A 12360-nucleotide genomic window follows, 5' to 3' on the forward strand; every position below is an offset into this window, starting at 1 on the left:
GACAGGAAAATGAGACTCGAGTTTTCAGTTTATCGTTATAACCCGGATGTCGATGATGCTCCGCGCATGCAGGAATACACCCTCGAAGCGGATGAAGGGCGCGACATGATGCTGCTGGATGCGTTAATCCAGCTGAAAGAACAGGACCCGACGCTGTCGTTCCGCCGTTCTTGCCGTGAAGGGGTGTGTGGCTCCGATGGCGTGAACATGAACGGCAAAAACGGTCTGGCGTGTGTTACCCCAATTTCTGCTCTGCAGCGTGCCGGGCAGAAGATTGTGATTCGCCCTCTGCCGGGTTTACCCGTGGTTCGCGATTTGGTGGTAGACATGGGGCAGTTCTATGCCCAATATGAGAAGATTAAGCCTTACCTGTTGAATAATGGGCAGAATCCACCAGCTCGCGAACATTTACAGTCGCCTGAGCAACGTGAAAAACTGGACGGTCTGTACGAGTGTATTCTCTGTGCATGTTGTTCCACTTCATGCCCATCATTCTGGTGGAATCCGGATAAGTTTATCGGCCCAGCCGGTCTGCTGGCAGCGTACCGCTTCCTGATCGACAGCCGTGATACTGAAACTGATAGCCGCCTTGAAGGCTTAAGTGACGCTTTCAGCGTATTCCGCTGCCATAGCATCATGAATTGCGTCAGTGTATGTCCGAAAGGTCTTAACCCGACGCGCGCCATCGGCCATATTAAGTCGATGCTGCTGCAACGCAGTGCATAAGTCATAACGCCGGGTGGCGTTACGCTAATCAGGCCTACATTTACATAGGCCCGGCCAGCGCAGCGCCACCGGGAAAACGGAATTGCAGGAAACCTCTAAAAACTGCCAGATGTATTTCCCTCTCAGCGAAAAGAAGAGAGGCGGAAAAGGGTCAATCCCTAAGACAGTTTTTAAAGGTTCCTTCGCGGGCCCGAAGAGAAGAGCTCGCAAGTGAACCCCGGCACGTACACCTTGTATCTGGTATACGTGGTAGTTTCTACGGCGAAAGTAAGCATAAAAATGCTTAAGGGATCACGATGCAGAACGGCGCAATGAAAGCCTGGCTGGACTCTTCTTACCTCTCTGGCTCTAACCAGAGCTGGATAGAACAGCTCTATGAAGACTTCTTAACCGATCCTGACTCTGTCGACGCCAACTGGCGTTCAATGTTCCAGCAGTTACCTGGTACCGGAGTCAAACCGGATCAATTTCATTCTACTACGCGTGATTATTTCCGTCGTCTGGCGAAGGATGCCTCACGTTACTCTTCCTCGATTTCTGATCCTGACACCAATGTGAAGCAGGTTAAAGTCCTGCAGCTGATCAACGCGTATCGTTTCCGTGGTCATCAGGACGCCAATCTCGATCCGTTGGGTTTGTGGAAACAAGAGCGGGTGTCTGATTTAGACCCAGCTTTCCATGACCTGACCGAGGCGGATTTCCAGGACAGCTATAACGTAGGCTCGTTTGCTATCGGTAAAGAGACGATGAAGCTGGGCGAACTGATCGCTGCCCTTAAGCAGACTTACTGCGGCTCCATCGGTGCGGAATATATGCATATCACGTCCACTGAAGAGAAACGCTGGATCCAGCAGCGTATCGAATCGGTGGTCGGTCACGCAACCTTCAGTGTGGACGAGAAAAAACGCTTCCTGACAGAACTGACTGCGGCCGAAGGCCTGGAACGTTACCTGGGCGCGAAATTCCCGGGCGCGAAACGTTTCTCGCTGGAAGGCGGCGACGCGCTGGTGCCAATGCTCAAAGAACTTATCCGCCATGCGGGTAAAAGTGGCACGCGCGAAGTGGTGCTGGGTATGGCGCACCGCGGACGTCTGAACGTTCTGATTAACGTGCTCGGTAAAAAACCGCAGGACCTGTTCGACGAATTCGCGGGTAAGCATAAAGAACACCTCGGAACGGGTGACGTGAAGTACCACATGGGCTTCTCGTCTGATATCGAAACCGAAGGCGGCCTGGTGCACCTGGCACTGGCGTTCAACCCGTCGCACCTTGAAATCGTGAGTCCGGTGGTCATTGGCTCCGTACGTGCACGTCTGGATCGTCTGGAAGAGCCAAGCAGCAATAAAGTGCTGCCGATTACCATTCACGGTGATGCGGCGGTTGCCGGGCAGGGCGTGGTTCAGGAGACCCTGAACATGTCTAAAGCTCGCGGTTACGAAGTGGGCGGTACCGTGCGTATCGTCATCAACAACCAGGTAGGCTTCACGACGTCCAACCCGCTGGATGCGCGTTCTACACCGTACTGTACCGATATCGGTAAAATGGTGATGGCGCCGATTTTCCACGTGAACGCGGATGACCCGGAAGCCGTGGCGTTTGTCACCCGTCTGGCGCTTGATTTCCGTAACACCTTCAAACGCGATGTGTTCATCGACCTGGTTTGCTATCGCCGTCACGGTCATAACGAAGCCGACGAGCCGAGCGCAACTCAGCCGCTGATGTATCAGAAAATCAAAAAGCATCCGACGCCGCGTAAAATCTACGCTGACAAGCTGGAAGGCGATAGCGTTGCCACCCTGGAAGATGCCACTGAGCTGGTCAATCTGTACCGCGACGCGCTGGATGCGGGCGAATGCGTGGTGAAAGAGTGGCGTCCGATGAACATGCACTCCTTTACCTGGTCGCCGTACCTCAACCACGAGTGGGATGAGAGCTACCCGAATAAAGTCGACATGAAGCGTCTGCAGGAGCTGGCGAAGCGTATCAGCACCGTGCCGGACGCCGTTGAAATGCAATCTCGCGTGGCGAAAATCTATGGCGATCGTCAGTCGATGGCCGCAGGCGAGAAAATGTTTGACTGGGGCGGCGCGGAAAACCTGGCGTACGCCACGCTGGTAGACGAAGGCATTCCTGTGCGTCTGTCCGGTGAAGACTCCGGTCGCGGTACCTTCTTCCACCGCCATGCGGTCATTCACAACCAGACTAACGGTTCCACATACACCCCGCTGCAACACGTGCATAACGGTCAGGGCCAGTTCAAAGTCTGGGATTCCGTGCTGTCTGAAGAAGCGGTGCTGGCATTTGAATACGGCTATGCCACCGCAGAGCCACGCATCCTGACTATCTGGGAAGCGCAGTTCGGTGACTTCGCCAACGGCGCACAGGTGGTTATCGACCAGTTCATCAGCTCCGGTGAACAGAAATGGGGCCGTATGTGTGGCCTGACCATGCTGCTGCCGCACGGCTACGAAGGGCAGGGTCCTGAGCACTCATCCGCCCGTCTGGAACGCTATCTGCAGCTGTGTGCTGAACAAAATATGCAGGTTTGTGTGCCGTCCACTCCGGCTCAGGTTTATCACATGCTGCGTCGTCAGGCGCTGCGCGGGATGCGCCGTCCACTTGTGGTTATGTCACCGAAATCTCTGTTGCGTCACCCACTGGCGGTGTCCTCCCTCGAAGAACTGGCCAGCGGCACCTTTATGCCTGCAATTGGCGAAGTTGACGAGCAGGATCCTTCAGGCGTGAAACGCGTAGTGATGTGCTCTGGTAAGGTTTACTACGACCTGCTGGAACAGCGTCGCAAGAACGATCAAAAAGATGTCGCCATTGTGCGTATCGAACAGCTGTATCCATTCCCGCATCAGGCGATGCAGGATGTGCTGAAAGCTTATGCTCACGTGCATGATTTTGTCTGGTGCCAGGAAGAGCCGCTCAACCAGGGCGCATGGTACTGCAGCCAACATCACTTACGTGAAGTGATTCCATTTGGGTCAGCTCTGCGTTATGCAGGTCGCCCGGCCTCCGCCTCTCCGGCGGTAGGATATATGTCCGTTCACCAGAAGCAGCAACAAGATCTGGTCAATGACGCGCTGAACGTCGATTAATTAAAGGATACAAAATGAGTAGCGTAGATATTCTTGTTCCCGACCTGCCGGAATCTGTAGCCGATGCAACGGTTGCTACCTGGCACAAGAAGCCAGGCGATGCGGTAGTCCGCGATGAAGTTCTGGTAGAAATCGAAACTGACAAAGTGGTACTGGAAGTACCGGCGTCGGCCGACGGCATTCTGGATGCAGTTCTGGAAGACGAAGGCACCACTGTGACCTCGCGCCAGATCCTCGGTCGCCTGCGTGAAGGCAACAGCGCCGGGAAAGAGTCCAGCGCGAAATCCGAAGCCAAAGATTCTACCCCTGCCCAGCGCCAGCAGGCTTCTTTGGAAGAACAGAGTAATGACGCACTGAGCCCGGCGATTCGTCGCCTGCTGGCTGAGCATAACCTCGACGCCAGTGCTATCAAAGGCACCGGTGTGGGTGGTCGTCTGACTCGCGAAGATGTTGAAAAACATCTGGCGAAAGCGCCTGCTAAATCTGAAGCGAAAGCACCAGAAGCAGCCCCAGTAGCCGCTCCGACTCCGCTGGGCGGCCGCTCTGAAAAACGTGTACCGATGACCCGCCTGCGCAAACGCGTGGCCGAGCGTCTGCTGGAAGCGAAAAACTCAACCGCCATGCTGACAACCTTCAATGAAGTCAACATGAAGCCAATCATGGATCTGCGTAAGCAGTACGGCGACGCGTTTGAAAAACGTCACGGTATCCGCCTGGGCTTCATGTCCTTCTATGTGAAAGCCGTGGTTGAAGCGCTGAAACGCTACCCGGAAGTGAACGCTTCCATCGATGGTGAAGATGTGGTTTACCACAACTACTTCGACGTCAGCATGGCGGTGTCCACGCCACGTGGCCTGGTAACGCCAGTTCTGCGTGATGTTGACGCGCTCGGCATGGCTGATATCGAGAAGAACATCAAAACGCTGGCGCTGAAAGGCCGTGATGGCAAGCTGACGGTAGAAGACTTGACCGGCGGTAACTTCACCATCACTAACGGCGGTGTTTTCGGTTCCCTGATGTCTACCCCAATCATCAACCCACCGCAGAGTGCGATCCTTGGCATGCACGCCATTAAAGATCGCCCGATGGCGGTTGATGGCAAAGTTGAAATTCTGCCGATGATGTATCTGGCGCTGTCCTACGATCATCGCCTGATCGATGGTCGTGAGTCTGTGGGCTTCCTCGTCGCCATTAAAGAGCTGCTGGAAGACCCAACACGTCTGCTGCTGGACGTGTAGTTAAGACCTGTATCACCTGTCCTCCGGGTCGGTTGCGGCCTGGAGGTAAAATGATAACGATTATTTGAAGAGTGGATAGAACCCATGAACTTACATGAATACCAGGCCAAACAGCTGTTTGCCCGCTACGGTTTACCTGCGCCAGTAGGCTATGCCTGCTCGACCCCACGTGAAGCTGAAGAAGCGGCGTCTAAAATCGGTTCAGGCCCTTGGGTCGTAAAATGCCAGGTACACGCTGGTGGCCGTGGTAAAGCGGGTGGCGTTAAAGTTGTTAACAGCAAAGAAGAGATTCGCGCATTTGCTGAGCATTGGCTCGGCAAACGCCTGGTAACGTATCAAACAGATGCGAATGGCCAGCCGGTAAACCAGATTCTGGTTGAAGCGGCGACCGATATCGCGAAAGAACTCTATCTGGGTGCTGTGGTTGACCGTAGCTCCCGTCGCGTGGTGTTCATGGCGTCTACTGAAGGCGGCGTGGAAATCGAAAAAGTCGCGGAAGAAACCCCGCACCTGATCCATAAAGTTGCTATCGATCCGCTGGCAGGTCCTATGCCATATCAGGGTCGCGAGCTGGCGTTCAAACTGGGTCTGGAAGGCAAACTGGTTCAGCAGTTCACCAAGATCTTCATGGGTCTGGCGAACATCTTCCTGGATCGTGACCTGGCCCTGATCGAAATCAACCCGCTGGTTATCACTAAGCAGGGCGACCTGATTTGCCTCGACGGCAAACTGGGCGCTGACGGTAACGCGCTGTTCCGCCAGCCGGATCTGCGTGAAATGCGCGACCAGTCTCAGGAAGATCCACGTGAAGCGCAGGCTGCACAGTGGGAGCTGAACTACGTTGCCCTCGACGGCAACATCGGTTGCATGGTAAACGGCGCAGGCCTGGCGATGGGTACGATGGACATCGTTAAGCTGCACGGCGGCGAACCGGCTAACTTCCTCGATGTTGGCGGTGGTGCAACCAAAGAGCGCGTAACCGAAGCGTTCAAAATTATCCTCTCTGATGACAACGTGAAAGCCGTACTGGTTAACATCTTCGGTGGGATCGTACGTTGCGACCTGATTGCTGATGGCATCATCGGTGCTGTTGAAGAAGTCGGTGTAAACGTGCCGGTTGTTGTACGTCTCGAAGGTAACAACGCTGAACTTGGCGCGAAAAAACTCGCCGACAGCGGTCTGAATATTATTGCAGCGAAGAGTCTGACGGATGCCGCTCAGCAGGTCGTTGCCGCAGTGGAGGGCAAATAATGTCTATTTTAATTGATAAAAACACCAAGGTTATCTGCCAGGGCTTTACCGGTAGCCAGGGTTCTTTCCACTCTGAACAAGCGATTGCTTACGGTACCAACATGGTTGGTGGCGTAACCCCAGGCAAAGGGGGTACTACCCATCTGAATCTGCCAGTTTTCAACACCGTGCGTGAAGCTGTTGAAGCAACGGGCGCAACGGCCTCGGTTATCTACGTTCCGGCACCGTTCTGCAAAGACTCCATTCTGGAAGCCATCGACGCAGGCATTAAGCTCATCATCACCATCACCGAAGGCATCCCGACTCTGGATATGCTGACCGTGAAAGTGAAACTGGATGAAGCTGGCGTGCGCATGATTGGCCCGAACTGCCCAGGGGTTATCACCCCAGGTCAGAGCAAAATTGGCATCATGCCAGGCCACATTCACAAGCCGGGTAAAGTGGGTATCGTTTCCCGTTCAGGTACCCTGACTTATGAAGCGGTTAAGCAGACCACCGATTACGGTTTTGGCCAGTCTACCTGTGTAGGCATCGGCGGCGACCCGATCCCTGGCTCTAACTTCATCGATATCCTGAAAATGTTCGAGGAAGATCCGCAGACCGAAGCGATCGTGATGATCGGTGAGATCGGCGGTAGCGCTGAAGAAGAAGCGGCAGCCTACATCAAAGAACACGTGACCAAACCGGTTGTTGGCTACATCGCGGGTGTTACTGCGCCGAAAGGTAAACGTATGGGCCACGCGGGCGCGATCATCGCCGGCGGGAAAGGGACTGCGGACGAGAAATTCGCAGCTCTGGAAGCGGCCGGTGTGAAAACCGTTCGTAGCCTGGCAGACATCGGCGAAGCGCTGAAAACCATTATCGCCTGATAATCCTCTCTGCTCCCCATGCGGGGAGCTTTATATGTCCGTTTTCGACATGGTTGGCCACTTTAGCAGTGGCCTTTTTTATATCCGCCAGATGCGGCCTGTATGTGCATCAGTCACGGTAAATATCTCTCCTTCGGCGTTAATTTTCACGCGACTCTCTCCGTTAAAATCAGTCACAAACAGGGCTGAAACCTGTTTTTCATGACTTCGCGCAATCAAATAATCAATCATAGACGTGGATGGATTATCCGGTCCCTTAGCCTGAATGAGACGGGCGTCGTGCGGGCAAAAACAGCTGAGGGTAATCAGGGACTCGGTCTGATAATGAATATCAATTTGCCCCGCCAGCGGCTGCTGAGACGCCTGCCGAACATACGGATAGCAAATATTCAGTTCCATTTGGTGCGGGCTGGGCGTTGGGTTGCCTTTGACGAGGTAAATCGCATCCACGCACTGCTGGTTTGGGTTCTCAATATCCCATCTGTCGATCAGTAAGTTGTCGGTGACCAGGATACTTCGGCGGAAGACCACGCCACGGTAGGCAACGTCATCCCACTCGACGCGCGTTTTGCTGTCAGGCAGGGGCGCTTCTGTTTTCCAGTCGACTTCCATCACCAGTCGCGTTTCATCAGGCGTTGTCTGCCACGAGATAACCCGTGGGATGGCGGGCGGCTGACTCAGACCGTTCACACATAACGTATTGTGCGAGAAACTGTTTTTGTAGTAACCATAGTGCAGCGGCGCGCCGTAACCGGTGGTGCCCAGATCGGGGTACAGCGCTTGCCCGTTGTTGAAAACGATCAGGTTCAGGCGATCGTAGTGATCGTGTTCACCGCCATATGGGCCATGCTTCAGGCAAATTGCACGGCCTGGCGCATTTCTGATAATCGTAAAACCCGCCCCGGGATTGTGCTCGTGTCCGAGCGGAACTTGCAGCTGCTGGTCTGGCAACGGTATGCCGTAAAACAGAGCGTCAAGATTGTGTCGCGGCGCAGTGCGGTAAAGGAACGATAACACCTGGCCGTATTCCGCTTTGCCGTAATAGTACCAGGCGAATTCGTAGATATCGCTGTGGCTGAGTTTCTCCTGACCGTCTACGCAGTCGTTGACCTTTGGCAGAGTCATATCCGGTAGCAGGAGTTGCAACGGCATCGACAGCATTCGCGCGTAGTAAGGCCTATTCAGCAGGCTAAACGGCGTGTGGCAGGCGAACTTCTCAAAGGCCATAAATGCCTGAAGAGCGTAATAGTGATAATGCAGCGAGCCTTCAAACCATAAACCGCCAGGCAACAGCGCATGTTCCAGCTGATACAGCAGACCGTAGGAGCTGTTTACCGCAAAATCGAGATAGGTATTATCGTCAAGTACAGCACCGATGATACCTATCGTGGCGCTGATTTTAACTTCATGATTATGAATTTGCCTGCCGCGATGCAGCATCAGAAAATCTGCACCGCAGCGCAGCAGACGGGTCGCAATGTACTCATATTTCTCCGACGTGAGTCCGGAGGAAATGATGTCGAAACCGCGGGCAAAATCGGCGTGACAGTTGGCCTCACAGAGGGTCTGCGCATTGGCTTTTCCGGGGCCATTGTAGGGAATACCGCCGTGTTCCTGGTAGTCAGGATAATACGTCGCGTACTGGGTGAGGATGTCGACAACCTTATCGAAATAACGTTGCTCTCCATTCAGCAGCCAGACAACCGCGAGTTCATAGCAGGCTTTGGCGTTTAAGCCATTCAGCCAGCGCCACCAGGCGCCGTAGTACGGTTCGCCGGTGAAAACTGCCCCGTCAACAGGGCAGCGATGTTTGTTTGGCGAGTGACGATCCCAGAGCAGGCGCACGCTATGCTCCGGGCAAAAAAAGTAGTGATTCCAGGTCGCACAACCCGTTTCCGGCACCAGCGTGTCATGGTTAAGTACATCGCTGTTGTCGTTGATTAAGCGTTGCAGCAGCTCGGGTGTAGCCTTCTCCCGAGCATCCTGGATTTGTTGAGGGGAAAATTGTTTCATGATAAACGTCGTCATTCCTCTTATCCGTGCGAGCGAATTAATTCACTAACGCGTTGCCAGGCATCAGGCGGTTAATGTTCGCCGGATCCTCTTTGATTAACGTCTCGGCACTGTGGCGGAAATCCTCGCTCTTATAGGCTCTGAATGCGGCAAGAACCGGGCCGGTGGCTTCTTTAGGCTCGTACTTAAGCTCAGGATATTTCCATTCCGTCGCGGCTTTACCGGTTTGCTGGCTGATAAATAAGAAAGCGCTTTCCATTCGTCGACCGTCCTGCTCGAATTTCCATAGGTCATCGCCCGTAATTTCCCCATAGCGCCCCATGCGTGCGTAGGCGGCGAGGGCGAAATTGCTGTAATGGAATGATCGCGTACGTTCCAGCTCAGCCATCTGTTCACCTTTCATATTGATCTGGGCGGCGAGATGACGGTGCTTGAAGATTTCAATCTGCCGGGTGGCCTGCGGGATGTTACCGGTGAAAAGAGAAAAGGCTGTGACCTGCGTGTCATACCAGGCCCCGTGATTGTTATGCCAGTTACTTTCTTCCAGACCATTACGACTGGTCAACAGCCAGGTGGTGTACTCCGTATACCAGCGCTGATACTGCACTAACTCCTGATCGGGCAGTTTCCCTATGCTATGCAGCAGGGCGATGCTATCGGCGACATCAATCAGTAGCCGCGTATCAATAATCCCAATTCCACGTCCGTTGACGATCCCAGGGATCGCCTGCGCGTAGTCAAGATTAGGATTCATTCGGGTCTCTTTATCGATAAACCACGCCTGTAGCAGTGTTCTGGCCTTTTGCGCATAGCGTGCGTCCTGACCGTAAAAAGCGGCTAGCGATAGCACCCGAATATCATTCGCGAAATGCACCATTCGCGCACTGTCGGTATCATCCGTTTTTGAAGAAGGATTAATTTGCCCGTCTTTGCGAATATAAGGCAGGGTACTTTTGATTTCTGTATTCGGCCACCAGTAGGGGCCAAAGCTGTAGTAATCATGTTTATCGCCGGAAGCGGGCAGCAGTTTTTTATCCGTCACCGAATAAGGGGCATGCTGAAGGGCCTGGTTGGCCTTCGCCAGCATGGCCCTGTAAGCGGGGGCGTAGGTGCTGTCCTCGCGTTGAATACCCGTTTTTATCTCCGCCATCTGTGCGCAATCGTAGGTCAGGCAAGCACTGTCTGCCGCACTAATGACCTGAGTCTCAGCCTGCGTTCCTGTACTGGCGAACAAAACTATCCCAATGAGTATCGCGACGTTCTTTTTCATTTATCTGCTCCCTGATATCAGGCGGCTGAGGGCTGCAATGTTGCAGCGGGTTGTTTGATAAGCAGCCATAAGAACGCGGCGCCAATCAGGTCAAAAATACCCAACCCAATGAAGAACATATTGTAACCAACCACCGCGACCATCGCGCCGAGGAACAGGCTGAAAGCAAAGTTGCCCATGCTACCGGTGAAAGCGGCAAAGCCCGTCACCGTGGCGACTTTCTGTTTCGGGAAGAGGTCAGAAGACATGCTGATCACCGTAATGGACAGACATTGATGCGCGAAGCCGGCAATGCAGAACAGCGCAATAGCGACATACACGTTGCTGGCGTAGCCTACCGCCGCCATTGACAGCATTAACACTGCGGCAAAGGTGAAGGTGATGCGTTTCGCATTGATAATATGCACTCCGCGCGCGTTGAGAAATTTCGAGATATAGCCCGCAGCAATGCAGCCGAGATCCGCGGTCAGGAACGGCAGCCAGGCAAACATCGCGATCTCACTCAAGTTCATATGGCGAACGGTGACCAGGTACAGCGGCATCCAGTAATGAAGCGTGCCCCAGGCCGGATCGGCCATAAAGCGCGGCAACGAAATAGCCCAAAGATTTTTGTCTTTCAACATCGATCTGAGGGTTGTTTTTTCCTGCACCACTTCAATCTGATCGTCCAGAACTTCATCATACTCAGCCTTGATCAATGCCGGATGCTCTTCGGGGGCGCGATAGCAGACCACCCACAACACGGCCCAGATGAGGCCCATTCCCCCGGTGACAACAAAGGACATTTCCCAGTTGTAGTTGAGAATTGACCAGACAACTAAAGGTGGTGCCAACATGGCTCCCACAGAGGTGCCCAGACTGTAAATCCCGCAGGCCAAGCCGCGCTCTTTGCTGGGAAACCACTCTGCAGTCACTTTCATGCCCGCGGGGTTGAAGGCGGCCTCGGTCAGGCCCAGGCCCCCGCGTAGCACGGCAATAGGCAGCCAGCTGCTGAACAGTGCGGTCAGCATGTTACACAGTGACCACAGTGTGGCCAGCACAGCAAAGCTGATGCGCAAACCGAATTTATCAATGATGAAACCGCAGGCAATGCCGCCAATGGCGTAGGTAAACGGAAATACAGATACTATCCATGAGTATTGCTCGCTGGATAAATGCAGTGTCCGCATCATCTCAGGCGCGGCCACTCCCAGAGTGCTTCGTGCCAGATAGTTAATGACGGTACCCACCATTACCAGCGAAATAATATACCACCGTAGTTTTCTGATCTTCATTAGAAATCCTTATTAGTTAAGTGGAATTTTGTTTGATTAAAAATAAAACACGATTTCATTTTATGTTATGACAAAGTGTTGAGAGTTTTCATGATAATTGTCACAGTTCCTGAAATGGGTTTATTTCTATTCCTCTTCCCCTTTCACGTTAAGAGTGTGTGTATAACGGATGAAATGTAAAAGACTGATTTAACGTGGTTTCAAACTAAATGGAAAATGTATTTAGCGTTCGTATGTGTTTATTTTAACTATTCACGCGGATGATCTATTTTTTATTTTTATAAAAACAAAACGATATTTCATTTTAAATTTAGAGATCGATCTTGTTTTGGATAAATTAATGGTGAAGTGTTTTTATTTATCAATATCATCCCGCTTTGTCTGATCGGTATTTATTTGTTGATGCAATCATGAGTGCCGATTTATCTCAACATTTAAAGGGAATAGATAATGCAAAATAAAGTGCTGGGGCTGGTGATCGCGTTGTTAGCTGCTGGGCCGGGTAGCAGCTATGCGTTGACGTTTGATGTGCGCGGGGGCTACAAGGCGGGAAGCCATTCTTACGAGTCGCGCTACAAGGTGAGTGAATCCTGGAAAACAGGCTGATGGGCGAGT

The 12360-nt window shown here is 52.9% G+C and carries 9 protein-coding genes; 6 read left to right on the forward strand and 3 right to left on the reverse strand.

From position 1 onward, the window contains the following. Positions 1–9: 9 nt before the first annotated feature. The 5 genes from sdhB to sucD all read left to right on the forward strand — a co-directional run bounded on the left by sdhB (position 10) and on the right by sucD (position 7188). Complete coding sequence (gene sdhB, locus MUU46_RS17455) at positions 10–726, forward strand: succinate dehydrogenase iron-sulfur subunit SdhB (protein ID WP_159754315.1); 717 nt, start codon at positions 10–12, stop codon at positions 724–726. A 296-nt stretch (positions 727–1022) separates the two neighbouring features. Next, positions 1023–3830 (forward strand): 2-oxoglutarate dehydrogenase E1 component, encoded by a 2808-nt coding sequence (sucA, locus tag MUU46_RS17460; protein ID WP_159754312.1) that lies wholly within the window; start codon positions 1023–1025, stop codon positions 3828–3830. A 14-nt stretch (positions 3831–3844) separates the two neighbouring features. After that, a complete protein-coding gene (gene odhB, locus MUU46_RS17465; RefSeq protein WP_159754309.1) occupies positions 3845–5068 on the forward strand; it encodes a 2-oxoglutarate dehydrogenase complex dihydrolipoyllysine-residue succinyltransferase in 1224 nt (407 codons plus the stop codon). 84 nt (positions 5069–5152) lie between these two features. Next, complete coding sequence (gene sucC, locus MUU46_RS17470) at positions 5153–6319, forward strand: ADP-forming succinate--CoA ligase subunit beta (RefSeq protein ID WP_159754306.1); 1167 nt, start codon at positions 5153–5155, stop codon at positions 6317–6319. Continuing rightward, positions 6319–7188, forward strand: a complete 870-nt coding sequence (sucD, locus tag MUU46_RS17475; protein WP_159754303.1) for a succinate--CoA ligase subunit alpha — start codon at positions 6319–6321, stop codon at positions 7186–7188. Before sucC ends, sucD begins: the two co-directional genes overlap by 1 nt. A 78-nt stretch (positions 7189–7266) precedes the next feature. Here the strand turns inward: sucD and MUU46_RS17480 are convergent, their stop codons facing one another. From MUU46_RS17480 to MUU46_RS17490, 3 genes are read right to left on the reverse strand one after another with little or no spacing between them, the layout of a single operon-like run. Continuing rightward, positions 7267–9216 carry a heparinase II/III domain-containing protein gene (locus MUU46_RS17480; RefSeq protein ID WP_258966175.1) on the reverse strand — a complete coding sequence of 650 codons (1950 nt, stop codon included), beginning with the start codon at positions 9214–9216 and terminating at the stop codon, positions 7267–7269. Positions 9217–9238: 22 nt separating this feature from the next. Further along, positions 9239–10471: an alginate lyase family protein gene (locus MUU46_RS17485; protein WP_258966176.1), complete on the reverse strand. Its 1233-nt coding sequence runs from the start codon at positions 10469–10471 to the stop codon at positions 9239–9241. A gap of 17 nt (positions 10472–10488) precedes the next feature. Beyond that, on the reverse strand, positions 10489–11745 hold the full coding sequence (locus tag MUU46_RS17490) for an MFS transporter (protein ID WP_258966177.1): 1257 nt from the start codon (positions 11743–11745) through the stop codon (positions 10489–10491). Positions 11746–12195: 450 nt separating this feature from the next. Here MUU46_RS17490 and MUU46_RS17495 point away from each other — a divergent pair, with 450 nt between their 5' ends. Beyond that, positions 12196–12351: a hypothetical protein gene (locus MUU46_RS17495; RefSeq protein ID WP_258966178.1), complete on the forward strand. Its 156-nt coding sequence runs from the start codon at positions 12196–12198 to the stop codon at positions 12349–12351. Positions 12352–12360: the final 9 nt, after the last annotated feature.

The organism is Scandinavium tedordense (assembly GCF_024764965.1).
GTDB classification, from domain to species: domain Bacteria; phylum Pseudomonadota; class Gammaproteobacteria; order Enterobacterales; family Enterobacteriaceae; genus Scandinavium; species Scandinavium tedordense.